Annotated in this window: 14 protein-coding genes, 1 tRNA gene and 2 pseudogenes; 15 read left to right on the plus strand and 2 right to left on the minus strand. The window is 44.2% G+C overall.

Features of this window, described 5'->3' with window-relative positions; genetic code table 11:
• The first annotated feature begins 168 nt into the window (after window positions 1–168).
• The 13 genes and pseudogenes from Xsze_RS23470 (at window position 169) to Xsze_RS07025 (ending at window position 11,112) form a co-directional block, all read left to right on the plus strand.
• Entirely contained in the window at window positions 169–378 is a 210-nt protein-coding gene (locus tag Xsze_RS23470; protein WP_244590071.1) for a hypothetical protein, read from the plus strand.
• A gap of 32 nt (window positions 379–410) precedes the next feature.
• Window positions 411–1,334: a DUF927 domain-containing protein gene (locus tag Xsze_RS23475; protein WP_051462348.1), complete on the plus strand. Its 924-nt coding sequence runs from the start codon at window positions 411–413 to the stop codon at window positions 1,332–1,334.
• Between the two features lie 63 nt (window positions 1,335–1,397).
• Complete coding sequence (locus Xsze_RS23480) at window positions 1,398–1,880, plus strand: hypothetical protein (RefSeq protein ID WP_051462347.1); 483 nt, start codon at window positions 1,398–1,400, stop codon at window positions 1,878–1,880.
• Window positions 1,881–2,473: 593 nt separating this feature from the next.
• On the plus strand, window positions 2,474–3,394 hold the full coding sequence (locus tag Xsze_RS06980) for a hypothetical protein (protein ID WP_084616187.1): 921 nt from the start codon (window positions 2,474–2,476) through the stop codon (window positions 3,392–3,394).
• Complete coding sequence (locus Xsze_RS06985) at window positions 3,391–3,786, plus strand: DUF1240 domain-containing protein (RefSeq protein ID WP_038236575.1); 396 nt, start codon at window positions 3,391–3,393, stop codon at window positions 3,784–3,786. Before Xsze_RS06980 ends, Xsze_RS06985 begins: the two co-directional genes overlap by 4 nt.
• Before the next feature lie 121 nt (window positions 3,787–3,907).
• On the plus strand, window positions 3,908–5,059 hold the full coding sequence (locus Xsze_RS06990; RefSeq protein WP_038236573.1) for a phage major capsid protein: 1,152 nt from the start codon (window positions 3,908–3,910) through the stop codon (window positions 5,057–5,059).
• Between the two features lie 44 nt (window positions 5,060–5,103).
• A complete protein-coding gene (locus Xsze_RS06995; protein ID WP_038236571.1) occupies window positions 5,104–5,652 on the plus strand; it encodes an HK97 family phage prohead protease in 549 nt (182 codons plus the stop codon).
• A gap of 2 nt (window positions 5,653–5,654) precedes the next feature.
• Window positions 5,655–6,342, plus strand: a pseudogene (locus Xsze_RS07000) (phage portal protein); the annotation flags it as partial.
• 30 nt (window positions 6,343–6,372) lie between these two features.
• The gene (locus Xsze_RS07005; protein ID WP_038236568.1) at window positions 6,373–6,828 is read left to right on the plus strand and encodes an HNH endonuclease; all 456 of its coding nucleotides are present in this window, start codon (window positions 6,373–6,375) and stop codon (window positions 6,826–6,828) included.
• Window positions 6,829–6,937: 109 nt separating this feature from the next.
• Window positions 6,938–7,291 (plus strand): phage terminase small subunit P27 family, encoded by a 354-nt coding sequence (locus Xsze_RS07010; RefSeq protein WP_038236565.1) that lies wholly within the window; start codon window positions 6,938–6,940, stop codon window positions 7,289–7,291.
• A pseudogene (locus Xsze_RS07015) lies at window positions 7,288–8,951 on the plus strand (terminase large subunit). Before Xsze_RS07010 ends, Xsze_RS07015 begins: the two are co-directional and overlap by 4 nt.
• Window positions 8,952–9,407: 456 nt before the next feature.
• The gene (locus Xsze_RS07020) at window positions 9,408–10,295 is read left to right on the plus strand and encodes a DUF3800 domain-containing protein (RefSeq protein WP_038236562.1); all 888 of its coding nucleotides are present in this window, start codon (window positions 9,408–9,410) and stop codon (window positions 10,293–10,295) included.
• Between the two features lie 553 nt (window positions 10,296–10,848).
• Window positions 10,849–11,112: a helix-turn-helix domain-containing protein gene (locus Xsze_RS07025; RefSeq protein ID WP_038236560.1), complete on the plus strand. Its 264-nt coding sequence runs from the start codon at window positions 10,849–10,851 to the stop codon at window positions 11,110–11,112.
• A 198-nt stretch (window positions 11,113–11,310) separates the two neighbouring features.
• Here Xsze_RS07025 and Xsze_RS07030 read toward each other — a convergent pair.
• Window positions 11,311–11,386: transfer RNA gene (locus Xsze_RS07030), tRNA-Ile, on the minus strand.
• A 452-nt stretch (window positions 11,387–11,838) separates the two neighbouring features.
• Here Xsze_RS07030 and Xsze_RS07035 point away from each other — a divergent pair.
• Both Xsze_RS07035 and Xsze_RS07040 read left to right on the plus strand, forming a co-directional pair.
• Window positions 11,839–12,450, plus strand: a complete 612-nt coding sequence (locus Xsze_RS07035) for a GNAT family N-acetyltransferase (protein ID WP_244431773.1) — start codon at window positions 11,839–11,841, stop codon at window positions 12,448–12,450.
• Between the two features lie 124 nt (window positions 12,451–12,574).
• Window positions 12,575–13,744, plus strand: coding sequence for an IS701 family transposase (locus Xsze_RS07040; protein WP_038236556.1), 1,170 nt, complete (start codon window positions 12,575–12,577; stop codon window positions 13,742–13,744).
• A 221-nt stretch (window positions 13,745–13,965) separates the two neighbouring features.
• Here the strand turns inward: Xsze_RS07040 and rpoD are convergent, their stop codons facing one another.
• Window positions 13,966–15,816, minus strand: coding sequence for an RNA polymerase sigma factor RpoD (rpoD, locus tag Xsze_RS07045; protein ID WP_038236554.1), 1,851 nt, complete (start codon window positions 15,814–15,816; stop codon window positions 13,966–13,968).
• Window positions 15,817–15,924 lie beyond the last annotated feature (108 nt).

The following is a 15,924-nucleotide window of genomic DNA, read 5'->3' on the forward strand; positions in this document are numbered from 1 at the left end:
GAACGTCGGCAAGATTGCCGCAGAAAAGGCCGCTCTATCTGTGGGTGGGTATCTTTACCACCGACTAAAGAAAAAGCCGATTGGGATGATTATCGCCAGCGTCACTGCATTGAGGCAGCAAAGCAAGCGTTGAGTGAAGGATTATGTCAGATAGGAAAAGAAAAAACCGTGCCAAAATCAGTCGAATACCAGAAAAAAGAACACGATCCGTTAAAGCCACATGTTGATACACGAAAGGGCGGTATTTATTGGGTCGAACCTAAAGAACAGAACGGGGAAATCATTGAGATTGAAAAATGGCTGAGTGATTACATGGAAGTCGTCGGTATTGGTAACGATGGCGGGGAAGGTTATCTCAGGAAGGCACAGACAAACTGACCTTTGAAGCCTTACCCCGCCGTGAAATCGGGATGCCGATAGGTTGGGCGCGGTTGCGTTCGAGGGGAATTAATATCACAACCAAAAATAGCCTGTTACCGATTTTATCCGACCACTTACGGCGCAGCGGAGATCGCCGCCAGTGGGAAGTCACACAAACGGCAGGTTGGCACTGTGGGGCGTATGTCATGCCGGATGGTGAGATTATCGGTCAACAGTATATGCCTGTCGCATTCTGTGATGGGACATCGGCGGTTATGGGCTATGTGGTCAGGGGAGCGGCTGACGAATGGAAAAACCGCGTTGCTTCATTGATGAAAGGCAACCGTTCAATGATGCTGGGGGTGCTGGTGGGATTAGCTGCGCCGCTCAACTCGTTAACAGGGGGGAGCTGTTTTGGTGTGCATTTGTTCGCCCAGTCCTCAGCAGGTAAAACGACTACCGTTGAAGCCGCCAGTAGCTTATACGGTGATCCCGAAGAACTGAAATTATCATGGCATGGCACCCATCACGGTTTAAATAACGAGGCGGCAGCCCGTAATGATGGTTTTTTGCCGATTGATGAAATCGGGCAAAGCGCTAATCCGAAGGAAGTGGCAAACAGTGCCTACAGCTTATTTAATGGTGTCGGCAAAATTCAGGGGAAACGGGAAGGTGGAAACCGTGCGGTTATTCGCTGGAAGATAGCCGCCCTTTCGACGGGAGAGGAAGATTTAGAAACCTTCCTGATAAAAGGTGGAATTACCCCAAAGGCAGGGCAGTTAGTCAGGCTGTTGAGTGTGCCGTTTATTGATACGGAGTTTTTCAATGGTTATGAGGATGGTTATGCACACGCAAGGGCAATCAAACGCGAATCAAAACGTTATTGTGGCACGGCTGGGCGGGCGTGGATCATGTGGCTGTCTGAAAATCAGGAACAGGCAATAGAAACGGTAACTCGTAAAGAAAAAGAGTAGCTTGATAGCCTGCCAGAAGAAGCTACAGCATAAGTAAAGCGTGTTGCTGTTCGCTTTGCTTTATTGGATGCTGCCGGAGAACTGGCAACCCATATTACAGGCTGGAGTAAGGAAGATTGCCACAGCGCGATAAAGCAAAGTTTTGATGACTGGTTAGCGGATTTTGGTATCGGGAACCGTGAAAAATATCACGTCATCACCCGTGCCCGTGACTTTATCCAGAAATACGGCTTGTCGCGTTTTCAACCTTATACCTATGGGAAACTGAATGGAAACATAGACACTGTTAACGCCATGAGAATTAACAATCTCGCGGGTTATCTGGTACATAACCGCCGTGATGATGGACAGACGGAATATCACATTATCCCCAGCGTATTTGAAGAGGAAATCTTGCAGGGATTACAGAAGAGATCAGGATTTGAGGCTTTAGAAGAGGCTGGAATGTTAATTAAAGCCGAGAAAGACCGCTTTATCAGTAAAACTATTTCAGTGAATGGCACTCAGGGGCGGTTTGTGGTTCTGGTTTTCAATGATGAAGATTAACCCTCACGTAAAAAAGAAAACATTGGGATAACGGGAATGCGGGATAATAAACATTTAATTGGTTAAATATCAGTAAGTTATATATATTCTAATTATCCCATTACATTCCCATTACATCTCGTAACTTGATGTAACTATAGATAAAGTATTAGCGTGACAATGGGATTATCCCGAAAACATTTTTTCTTTGGCAGGATATAATTCATTGAATAGTAAAGAATTAAAAATATTGCTACTGCGTTTCGGGATAAGCGGGATAATGTGGGATAAGTTAATCGAATGAAATATAAGGTAAAAATGACATTTATCCCGTAATCCCGTGGAAATTGATGCAGTTATATAGCGTCGTGGTCATGAGAAAAATAATTGGATGAGCTTTTATCTTTTGTACTACCTGAAATATCAATTAGGTAATTGTCTGATTTTATTTAAGAATAGAGATTAATCACAATTCTACTGGTGTACTTTTATCCATGCTGGAATAGATAAGTATTATTGTTATATCCTGCCTAATTGATGCTGCATTGGGGATGCATGACACAAGTCAATCAATCAATTATTAATTGATATTGGATGTTACGGAGAATTAAGGAATGACACATAGGAAATATAATCCCACTTGGGATGGCTATATGGGGGATGTTTTAAGGGGGCATGTGGGGATTAATCAGCTAAAGCCTCAGCATGAATTTCTTGATGCCATTGGGCTAGAAAAAGTATTGAGGGATAATACCCAATATCACTTTGTTCTTACATTAGCGCAAGCCAAAAGTATTATTGAGGATATCAGTCCTAGCCATCCACAAAACCCAAGTTATGGAGAAGCATTTGCAAGAGGCTCGGAGGAAGAAAGCAAGAAAAAAAATCCAATGTCGTATGTATTTTCTGTCACAGATCCTATATCTGCTTATGCCGGAAATATTTATGATGCACATGGGTTCTCTGAAGTTTGCAGAGAGTTTAGGAGATTAAGTATCACCGCGACAATACATGTGGGGGCAAATGGAAATAGGTATATTCACCTGTCAGGATATGCTGGCCTCAGACAACGTATCATGGGTACACGATATCGTGCCAATCATCCTCAAATGTTAGCCATGGGAATAGGGCAACAGGGTCTTAATGCAAGTATTATCAGCGGTGTTAGATTCAGCATCATCTTTTCTATTGGATATCGAGTGATAGAAAGTATTTTTAAGGATGAATATACGTTAGCCGATTTTATCGGAAACATAACAATGGATATGGCTAAAACCGCTATTATCGCGACAGCCTCTTGGGCTGTAGGGTCAGTTTTAATTGCTACAGCCGCTTTAGGTGGTAGTATTATTGCCGTTGCCGGAATAGTTTTGCTTACTGGTTTTGCAGTAGCTTATGGTCTGGATTTTATTGATAAACAATATGGGCTAAGCGAAAAGGTAATAGCATTTTTAAAAGAAGAAATGAAAAGAAAGCCCAGAACACCGGAAGCAGACTCAAAATATATTTTTAATGCGATGGGAAAAATTAGGTGAATAGTAAATACTTTAAAGCATTAGGTACGCTACTACTATTATTATTTATGGCATTTATGATGAGCTTCGTTATTGATTCTGCTATTTCATTGATACTAATGAAAGATGATATAACATTTTCTGGCACTGTAGTTATAGGTGTTATGTCTTCCCCTCTATTATTTTATTCTTTATCGGCCTCTATTTTTTTCTTTATCTTTGATAGATTACCTAAATTTAACAAGTTGATTGTTAATTACTTAAGTAAGTTGATGATTGCATCATTTATCATTAGTTTACCTATCTCTTTTTATGTGGGTTATAAGTTAAAAAATGATGGCTATTTAACATGTGATAAAATATCGTGGATGTCACCAACAACTTACGTGAAAGATTTATCACTTTGTGAATGAAAATTTTTGTAAATATTTCGCACTCATGTTTTCTCATGTTTAGCCTTTGAGTTTCAGAGGCTTTTTATTATTTTTCATGTTGTTAAATAGTGTTGATATATAACTACAACCACTAAAAAACATGAAAAAATTACTCGAATTACGCCAACAAAAATCCGATTTAACCTATCAAATGCGTTCGCTGCTCACCAAAGCGGAAGACGAAAAGCGCCCACTCAATACCGATGAAGCCAAACAGTTCCACGAACTGCGCAGCCAGTCCGACACGTTGAATACTGAAATTGCCCGTTATGAGGCTTTGGTTGATGAAGAACGCCGTCAGGCAAAAAAACAGCCAGCCAGTGAAACATTCAGCAATGACGAATTGCGCCACTACATCGTGACGGGCGAAACCCGCACCTTGTCTACGGCGGTTTCCTCAGACGGTGGCTATACCGTTATCCCTGAGCTGAACAAACAAATCATGCAACAACTAATTGATGAGTCAGTTATGCGCCGGATCTGTACAATGAAAACCACACACGGCAATGAATATAAACAACTTGCTTCGGTCGGGGGCGCAGCTGTAGACCACGGGGAAGAAGGCAAGGCACATAGTGAGACTGCCACGCCAAAAATGGAAGAAGTCAGTATCAAACTATTCCCCATCTACGCTTATCCGAAGACTACTCAAGAGGTTATCGATTTTAGTGATGTCGATATCTTGGGCTGGCTGACCTCAGAGATTGCAGACACCTTTGTCGATACCGAAGAAACGGATCTCGTCAACGGTGACGGCAATAAAAAATCCAAAGGCTTTTTGTCTTATCCCCGTGATACCCAAGCCGACAAAATTCGCGTATTTGGCACATTGCAAAAGCTGGAAGTAACCGCACTTTCCACCGATAGCCTGATTGACCTGAAATTCTTGCTCAAGAACAAATACCGTAAAAATGCTGTCCGGGTGATGAACTCCGGCACCGCTGCTCAGGTGCAGAAACTGAAAAACGGCAATGGTGATTATATCTGGCGGGAACGTTTACAGGCGGGTGATCCCGATATGCTGCTGGGCTTGCCTGTCCACTATCTCGAATTTATGCCGGAAGGTGTGATCGGTCTGGGTGACTTCAAACGGGGCTATTTTATTGTTGACCATGAAACGGGCATTCGTACTCGTCCTGACAATATCACCGAGCCGGGATTTTATAAGGTACATACCGATAAATATCTGGGTGGCGGGCTGGTGGATCCCAACGCAATTAAGGTACTGGAAGTGAAAGCGTCCAGCAACTAAGCAGGAGGGGTATTGCGCCCCTCTCCAAGCCTTGGAGTCCATCAATGAAGCATGATTTTGAAATCCGTACAACAACATTGTCTGCCCGTGATAAGACGCTGACAGGCTATGTGATTAAGTGGAACAGCCGATCACACGTGCTGTGGGATGAGTTTATCGAACAGTTCGTACCAAACGCGTTTAACGCCAGTTTAGCGACAGGAGCTGATATCAGGGCATTGTATGAGCATGATCCGATGAACCTGTTAGGCCGTACCACATCCGGTACGTTGCAGCTTGCCGAAGATGCCACCGGATTACGTTTCGAATTAACGCCGCCAGATACCCAATTGGGGCACGATGTATTAACACTGGTTGCACGCGGGGATATACAAGGCATGTCCTTTGGTTTTCGTGCCATTAAAGATCAGTGGGATACCAGTCAGACACCTTATATCAGAACCGTGTTGGAGGCTGAATTACGGGAAATCACCATAACCAGCTTACCTGCCTATCTTGAAAGTGGCGTTGAAATTGCCAAGCGTTCATTGAATGCCGCTAAACCCTGCCTTGTGGATTTGCGTCATTACTGGCTGCAACTGTCTGAGGTGTAATGATGTGGCCTTTTACACGAAAACCCCCTGAAACCCGCAGCATAACGCTGGATGAATGCAGGCATGGCTAATACCAAATCGGGCGAGCATGTTTCTCCGTCTACAGCGGAAGGTTTACCCGCAGTGATGAACGCTGTCACGGTGATTAGTGAAGCGGTGGCTTCCATGCCTTGCTACCTCTATCGGGTTCAACACCAGAACGGCAAAGAATCCCGCGAATGGCTGAGTGATCACCCCGTTGATTATCTGCTGAATGAGTGCCCGAATGACTGCCAGACACCGTATCAGTTCAAAAGAACTCTGATGCGTCATTGCCTGCTGAATGGCAATGCGTATGCGGTGATTGTTTGGGGACGGGATGGGCAGCCACAGTCATTACACCCTTACCCGCCGTCAGCAGTCGTACCACAACGATTATCCGATCATCGGTTCGCGTATACCATCACCGAGCCTTATAGCGGCAAGGTCAAAACCTACCTACAAGAAGAAGTGTTACATCTGCGCTATGCCACCGACGATGGATTTTTGGGGCGTTCTCCTGTCACCGTTTGCCGTGAAACACTGGGTTTGGGGCTGGCACAACAGTGCCACAGCGCAAGTATCATGAGAGACGGTATGATGGCGGCGGGTGTGATTAAAGCACCTGACTGGCTGGACGGAATCAAGGGAAGCAAGACATTGGAAGCTGTGGTCTGTCTATCGTGATGTGGGCGTTTACTGATGCCGTGGCAACCGTTGAAACGTTGTAGCTATCCGCACTGTCGCGAGCGAGTGAAATCAGGCCGATGCGAGTGCGAGCAACACCAGCGAGAAGCCAGACGCCAGCAGGATAAGCAACGCGGCACCCGAATCCAGCGAGGTTACAGCAATCGATGGGGACGCTATCGGCTGCACTACCTGAAAGCCAACCCGTTATGTGCCCATTGTTTACAGCAGGGTATTTACACACCTGCAATCATTGTGGATCACATTATCCCGATACAGGGTGACGCTGATGTGCTGTTCTGTCCTGCATCGAACCATCAAGCGTTATGCCAGACCTGCCATAACCGTAAGACCGTGCAGACTGACCCCATCACCAGAGCGAAGCGCAAGCAGAGGATTTATCGGCAGCAGGAAACTGAAGCTGTAAAGTATCGTGACTGGTTAACAAAAAATAATCACTCAATGAAATAACGAGGTGGGGGTATCAAAAATGACAAATGTCCTTTCCAGCGGAACCGCCCCCTCCTTCAATTTTTACGCACGGCAATTTTTTTGAAAATAAAACGACAAGGAAAAAATCATGACAAGAGCGCCAAAACCGCCAACTTACCTTAATGATATCGCTGCCAGTCAATGGAAGGCTAAAGGTAAAATTTTAAGTGAGCGGGAAGACCTGAACGCCGCTGACTGGAACAATCTAGAACTCTATTGCGTGAACTATGCCATTTACCGAAAAGCGGTGGCAGACCTTGATATCAGGGGATTTAGTATCATTAATAGTCAGGGCAGCGAGAGCCGAAATCCGTCATTAAGTGCCAAAGCCGATGCCGAAAAAATCATGATAAAAATGTCATCATTGTTGGGTTTTGATCCCGTATCACGGCGTAAAAATCCGGTGGAAACTGAGGAAGAAGACGAGCTGGATCGCCTATGAATGCTTGGGAACAGTACGCTTTTGATATCGAAAACGGTAAAATTCCGGCCTGTAAGCGTGTAAAACAAGCCGTAAAACGCTACCTTAACGACCTGAATAACCCGCTTTATGTGTTTGATTCGGCAGTGGTCGAGCGTTTTATTGCCTTTTCCCGTGTCTGTCCGCATGTCAAAGGCCACTTGCGCGGTAAGCCCATCATGCTTGAGCCGTGGTAACAATTCGCCTTTGCTAACCTGTTCGGCTTCAAAGTCAAAGCGACCGGACGGCGAAAATATCGCAGTGCTTATATTCAGGTGCCGCGCAAAAATGCAAAATCTACCGTTGCCGCAATTTTGGCTAACTGGTTCTTGGTGATGGAACAAGGGCAGCAGGATATTTACACCGCCGCCGTCAGTCGTGATCAGGCGCGTATCGTGTTTGATGATGCCCGCCAGATGAGCTTGTTATCAAAGCCCTTGAAAAAACGGGTAACTATCCAGCAACACAAAGTCACCTATCCCAAAAACAACAGCCTGTTAAAACCACTGGCAGCCAAAGCCGCTACGATTGAGGGCACAAATCCCAGTTTGGCGATTGTCGATGAATATCATTTACACCCTGATAATGTGGTTTACTCTGCACTTGAGCTGGGGATGGGCGCACGCCCCGAAGGTATCCTGTTTGCCATTACCACAGCGGGCAGTAACGTTATTTCAGCCTGTAAACAGCATTATGATTATTGCTGTCAGATACTCTGGATGGCGAAGAACAAAACGAATCCCTGTTCGCCCTGATTTACGAACTGGACGACGAGAACGAGATTGATGATGAAGCTCTTTGGATAAAAGCTAACCCTAATCTTGATGTATCGGTAGACGGTGCAGCCTTACATGACACTATCCAGAAAGCGCGGGGCATTCCCTCCCAATGGACGGAGATGTTAACCAAACGCTTTAATATCTGGTGTCAGGGCGAAACCCCGTGGATGGGGGAAGGCGCATGGAAAGCCTGCCAGAGTGATTATGATGAAGAAGATCTTAAAGGACTGGAGTGTTACGCTGGACTGGATTTATCTTCAACAGGTGATATCACCAGCATTTGTTACACGTTCCCCGTGGATAATGAACTGTTAGTACTGACCCGCCATTACCTGCCCGAAGCCCAGTTACAAAACCCAGCCAACAAGAATCGGGCGGTTTATCATCAATGGGTACAAGTAGGCTGGATACGCACCACAGCAGGCGACTGCATTGATTATGATCGTATCCGTGATGATATTCTCAACGACAGTCAGCAGTTTGATATTAAGCTGGTGGGCTTTGATACATGGAATGCCACTCACTTAAGAACGCAACTACAAGGCGCTGGGCTGGACGTTGAGCCGTTCCCGCAAACTTATATGCGCTTTAGCCCTGTGGCAAAATTTGCCGAGGTATTCGTAAATCGTAAGGTCATTCGTCACAATGGCGATCCGGTGCTCATGTGGGCAATGTCCAATGTGGTGATGGAAATTGACGCGAATGCCAATATCAAACCGAATAAGAAGAAATCAGCAAATAAAATCGATCCCGCAATTGCATTCCTGATGAGTTTTGGCACATGGCAGATTGAGCATGAAGAATTTGCATTTACAATAAGTGAGGAACAACAGAAGCGATTGGCCTTATTTGATGGAATATAAGTAATATACTCATTTAACTTCAAGGTGCTGGTTTTTTAAATTAATATTAAAAATCAACAAGATGAATTATATCCTCTCATGCATTTTCAAGTTTAATGCGTATATATTAAAATTGTGGTTGTTTTAATTATTATGAAAATAAAAATACAATCGTCACTATTTCAACTTGAAATTGATTGATTGGGGAATTAATTAGTTAGAATTGAATAGTATAAATAAAATATATGATAAATAATTACTGGTGATGATGTGACATTTGTTATGTTTTTCTGGTATATAAGTATGCAGCTTTGGTATGTATGTATTTTTCATGAACATGTAAGAATTAATCAGGCGTAAAATAGTTGTATTTTTTTTTTATATAGTTAATACTAATCAAAGAACCCTGATTCCCGAGCTTCTTGTTGTACGACAAGCGGCGCTCTTAAGGAAGATGGGTTTTTTTTTGGAGTTTTTATGGCTAAATATCAAATATTTGCAGATGAAGCATGGACACACGGAACTCCTCCACCAAATAGGTATCATTGTTTTTTTGGCGGGATAATGGGATTGGAGTCCAATATTGATAGTCTGCAAACAGCTTTAATGAGAGTAAGAACACGTTTTGATATATTACAGGAAGTTAAGTGGTCTAATGTATCCCCAAAAAATGAATTATACTACATTGCCCTAATTGATTGTCTCAAGCATTATATATTGAATAATGATATCAAATATAGACAAATGTTTAGAGATAGATCTTTTCATGTTGCTCAAACGGAACAAGAATCTGAGTTAGATGTACAGTTCAAGCTGTACTACCAATATATTAAGAATATCTTTGGCATAAAGCATTTACCACAAGATCCAAACGGAACTGAAATATTAATCAGACTTGATGGCCATTCCAGCGAAAAACACAAAAATAAACTTAAGCAATTTGTGGAAGATCTACCAAGATTCTTTGATAGAAACGATATTACCCTAAATGTAACGTATGAAAATAGTTCACATTCTTTGAGGTTACAAGTTTGTGACCTTATGATGGGAGCTGCTGGATATTATGGTAATAAATTTCATTGTCGTAGAGAAGGTGGTCGACGTGGAATGACAAAAAAACAAAAAATCAAATTAAAAGTAGCAAAGCATATTTATACTGCTCTGAGGGATATTGATGCACAAGCTCGTGGTTCAAAAGCCTTTAACTGGTTTGAATCTACAGGTATGGATGGAGCTGCTATTAATCATTTTAATCATAAAATAAGAATATGGAAGTTTATACCTGAAAAGCATGTCATTAATAGAGGTTGGCATAATGACAATTTGGATAATCAAGGTCGATTCATTAGAGATAATTTTGATTGATATCACTATCGATTGTCTTTAATTAATTTCATTAGATTATTATTAAGTATAAATAGAAAATGAACATTATATATTAAGGACATAGTATATTTTTAATTTTATCTGTAATAACTTCTTCATTCGTCTAAACCTCCTTTTATAGGGTCAGAACATTTAATGTACTGACCTTTAATTGTGTTACTAATGTGTTTTAGCGTATGCCAAGTAGAGAATGAAGAGTTTGCTTTTACTTTAAGCTAAAAATAGTAACAGTGTCGAACATATTTTGGAATATAACGCAAAAAGTTAAGCGGTTATACGAGTTTGCTTATTGAGTCAGATAAACCAATCAGTTAAAGTAGCCCCGCCATTGGCAAAATCCAATGGTCAAGGATTCTCACCCTTGTAAAGAGCTATCCACTGGTAGGAAATTTCTACCAGTGTGTCTGCTATCGCCCTTTCAATGGCGGTTCAGGCGGGGGAGGCTTCGGCCTCGCTGGAAGATAGCTCCCAGTTGTGAGAACCCTGTCTGGATCGCCACCATCAATATAAATTAATGGAAGGGGTAGCAGGAATGAATAACGTTAGAAATGACTGGCATCAAGCCGATATTATTGCTGCATTACGTAAGCGCGGTACAACCTTAGCGGCTGTTTCCCGTGAAGCTGGACTCAGTTCATCAACATTAGCGAATACACTTTCTCGCCCGTGGCCTAAAGGCGAATGGATTATCGCTAACTACCTCGAAATACATCCCTCTGAAATCTGGCCTAGCCGCTACTTTGATTCGAATGGTCAACCCATTGAGCGTAAAGTGCGCGACAAGCCGCAGGAATAATCATCCATCTGTTTGTTATTTATCTAGGCATCTTAATGTTCAGGGAATGTGATAAGTGTCACAGAGGGAAATACGAGAACGCTTCATTACCGTAGCGGTGTTAATCGGTTATACCTCACGCTATTGCCAGAAGGTATCCTATGGGTATCCTAGAAAAAACTAAGGGGTCGCACTTTTGATGCAACCCCTTGATAATTCTGGTGGCCCCTGCTGGACTTGAACCAGCGACCAAGCGATTATGAGTCGCCTGCTCTAACCACTGAGCTAAGGGGCCGTTGAATGGTCAGGATTATACGGCACAGTTTGGTATCAGGTCTAGCCCCCGAAAATCTGTATGCGTATTTTATATACAATAATAAGTATCTTTATTCTATATGGTGGCTTACAGGTCGGTGTCTGAAGCTGTTTTTAGTGATGTCAGCCGTCTTTCTAATAAATATCTTTGATTGTTCATCATAATTTGTTCGTATTACAGCCAGTGAAGTGTTATTGATATGACTTTGTTTCTGGCGATTTATTCTTAGTCTTACTTATTATAAAAATATGTTTAGGCTCAATATGAAAGAATATCAATTATCAAAGGCTGTTTTAGCCCATCATAAAATCGAGGATTATTTTTTTTCATCTGTGAGCCAAATTTGCAAACATATCTGTGATGATGTCAGGATTTATATAACGGGTGTGGAGGTTCACACATTAAATTTTTTGTTGTTGATGGATAATCATGTGCAAATTGCAGATCCCCTGCAAAAAGGGATCCAATGGATGGATGAGAAAATTGATTTACCTTTTTCGATTATCGCTATTGAACCAGACAAACAGATTTTGTCAGTCATTGGGCAAGCTGGGTTTGTATTCGATCCTGATGGCATAACGACAGCGATGCAGCTTGATTTGATGAACTGGCAGTTGAAAAATGCTTTGGCTGTGGGATATGAAGTTCGGTGTGTTGATCATTGTTTATCCGATTGGGCAGGCCCGATAAAAAGTGCCTTTGAGATAGGGGATTTGCTTTCTGAACAATATCAGCAATGTCATCAGGCCGCATTGGACGCAGGAAAAGATTTACAGCACTACACTTTGTATGTTGAAGGAAAGCCAGTTTGCGCCTTAACGTTATCAAAACAGGATAATATTATTCGCCTTGATGAGATTGGCACATTGGTAGAAGAGCAAAGAAAGGGCTATGCCTCTGCATTGATCATTCATGTGTTGAATGAAGCCAAACAACAAGGGGTAACAGCGTGTTATTTGGAGGCTTCTCAGGATGGGAATGGTGTATATCAGCGTATAGGGTTTAAGCCGCTGTTTGAATATCAAAGTTTCATTCGTGGGTAATGCGCTTATTGGTATTATTTCGATTTACGCCCATGTTGATATCGGGCATAGTACTACAGTCGTACGCCCTATTGTGGCATGATAACCCCTGACATTTTTTCCTAAAAATACGGGGAGGTGTTCAATGCACTTACCTATCAACACGTGGAAACAGGAACTGCTCTCACTTCATGCTCGTCTGGCCCCACTGTTTCATCATCCCGGCCCACAGCAACGTAGCCTCGCGTATCTCCGGGGATTACTCAGTGATGTTGAACGTAAAAATGGCTGGCAATTGGCGGAATGGATGGGTGAACGTACGCCTGATGGCGTCCAACATCTGTTGGAGCGCGCCCGCTGGGATGTCGACGCCGCCCGCGATATTTTGCGCGACTATGTGATGGAACAGTTGGGCGATGAACACGGGGTGCTCATTGTCGATGAAACCGGCTTTATCAAAAAAGGCACCCATTCTGCCGGGGTGCAGCGTCAATACAGTGGCACCGCCGGACGCGTCGAAAACAGTCAGATAGGCGTCTTTCTCTGTTATGCCGGTCAGGGCGGCCATGCCTTTATTGACCGGGCGTTATACCTGCCCCAATCCTGGACCGATGACCGGCCTCGCTGTGCAGCGGCTGGTATTCCTGACGCCATCCCTTTTGCCACCAAACCGCAGCTCGCCCAGCAAATGCTGGAAAGGGCATTCGAGGCCGGTGTGCCCTGTCGTTGGGTGACAGCGGATGTCGTTTATGGTCAGGATCGCCGTCTTCGTTGCTGGCTGGAATCCAGGTATCAACCGTTTGTGCTGGCGATCCCCAAAAATGAGCCGTTGTGGTGGCAAGGCCCCACCTCTGTCCGCGCGGACAAAATTGTGGACAGCCTGACGCCTTCGCAATGGGAAACCCATTCGGCGGGGCGGGGCGCGAAAGGCGAACGTCAGTATGACTGGGGTTTGGTGCCGCTCTGGCGTTTACAACTGAGCGAGCAAGAACGGGCCTATGGCCATTATTTACTGGTTCGGCGCAGCCGGGATGAAAAACAGGAGCGGGCTTACTATGTGGTGTATGCGCCCCGAGAACAGGTGAATTTGAACACCCTGGCGCAGGTGGCCGGTCGTCGCTGGGAAATTGAATGTGGTTTTGAGGAAACGAAGGGAGAATGTGGCCTGGATCATTATGAAGTCCGGCAGTGGCATGGCTGGTATCGGCACATCACGCTGTCGTTACTGGCCCATGCAGTGCTGGCGGTCTTACGAATACAGGAGAAAAAAAACGCCGGTGGGACTGATCGCCCTCAGTGTGGCGGAGCTGCGTAAATTACTGTCAAAATTGATGGAAAAAGCCGGAGAAACCGTCGAACAGTTTTTACATTGGTCATCCTGGCGACGACGACACCAATACGCCGCACAACAATGTCATTATCGGCGCCGGGATAACCTTATGATTATAGAGAAATTACGGCTGTAGTAATAGATAAAAAGCGCCTGCCGGAACAGACGCTTTTCAGATTTATTAACTCAACCAACAAATTTGTTGGTTAGTCATCAAGGAAGCTACGCAGTACTTCAGAACGGCTTGGATGACGCAGTTTACGCAATGCCTTGGCTTCGATCTGACGGATACGTTCACGGGTTACGTCGAATTGTTTACCGACTTCTTCCAGTGTGTGGTCAGTGTTCATATCGATACCAAAACGCATACGCAGCACTTTTGCTTCACGAGCAGTCAGGCCGGCTAGCACATCATGAGTTGCTGAGCGCAGGCTTTCTGATGTCGCTGAATCCAATGGCAGTTCAAGCGTCGTATCTTCGATGAAATCGCCCAGATGTGAATCTTCATCATCACCTACTGGTGTTTCCATGGAGATTGGCTCTTTGGCGATTTTCAGAACCTTACGGATCTTGTCTTCAGGCATGAGCATACGCTCTGCCAGCTCTTCCGGTGAAGGCTCACGCCCCATTTCCTGCAACATCTGGCGGGAGATACGATTGAGTTTATTGATGGTTTCAATCATGTGCACCGGAATACGGATGGTACGAGCCTGATCAGCGATAGAGCGTGTGATTGCCTGACGGATCCACCATGTCGCGTAAGTCGAGAATTTGTAACCACGACGGTATTCAAATTTATCAACCGCTTTCATCAGGCCGATGTTACCTTCCTGAATCAAGTCGAGGAATTGCAGGCCACGGTTGGTATATTTCTTCGCAATTGAAATAACCAGACGTAAGTTAGCCTCAACCATCTCTTTCTTCGCACGGCGAGCTTTTGCTTCACCGATGGACATGCGACGGTTAATATCTTTGACCTGTTCGATGGTCAGGCCTGTTTCTTCTTCGATCTGACATAGCTTCTGCAAGCTACGCATGACTTCGTCTTCAATTTCCAGTAACTTTTCAGACCATGGTTTGTTCATCGCTTTTGCTGCGGTGAACCATGTATCGTTAGTTTCATTGCCAGAGAAGAAGGTGATGAAATTCTTCTTCGGCATTTTGCACTGTTCAACACACATCTTCATGATTTGGCGTTCTTGAAAGCGTACGCGATCCATCATGGAACGCATGTTGTTGACCAGATAATCAAATTGTTTTGGTACTAAACGGAACTGTTTGAATACCTCGGACAGGGTTAAGATTTCTGCCGCAGTATTGGGATTGTTGCGTCCATATTTTTTAATTGACTGACGCGTAATTTCATATTGTTCACGCAGTTCCTGGAACTTCTGGCGGGCCAGTTCCGGATCGATGCTGTTATCATCTTCGCTGTCAGCATCATCGTCCTGATTTTCTTCGTCATCATCATCATCGTCGTCAAGTTCTTCCTGAGGAAGTTCTGAACCAACGTGAGTTGCTGTTGGGGCGAGATCTTCTTCTGCATTTGGATCAACGAAACCAGTGATCAGGTCGGACAGGCGGCTTTCGCCCGCTTCGACGCGCTCATACTGCTCCAGCAGATAAGTAATTGCTTCAGGATATTCAGCAACGGAGCATTGTACTTGGTTGATGCCATCTTCAATGCGTTTTGCAATGTCAATCTCACCCTCGCGGGTCAGTAGCTCCACAGTACCCATTTCACGCATGTACATGCGGACAGGATCGGTGGTACGACCGATTTCTGACTCGACACTGGATAACACTTGCGCTGCGGCTTCTGCCGCATCTTCATCGGTGTCGTTTGTGTTTTCTGCCAACATGAGATCATCAGCATCAGGCGCTTCTTCCATTACCTGAATGCCCATGTCATTGATCATTTGGATGATATCTTCTATCTGATCAGAATCGACGATATCTTCCGGCAGATGGTCATTGACCTCAGCATAGGTCAGATAGCCTTGCTCCTTACCTCGGGTGACAAGTAGCTTTAGCTGTGACTGCGGGTTTTGCTCCATAAGACGGTATCCACACTTCAGAGTATTGGTTGGTGTCGGTCGGCGAAACATATATGCCAACAATAACATTTAGGGGCGTTTCGTTGTATTACCGCTGCCCTCAATAGC

The sequence above is a fragment of the Xenorhabdus szentirmaii DSM 16338 genome, from assembly GCF_002632585.1.
Lineage (GTDB): Bacteria > Pseudomonadota > Gammaproteobacteria > Enterobacterales > Enterobacteriaceae > Xenorhabdus > Xenorhabdus szentirmaii.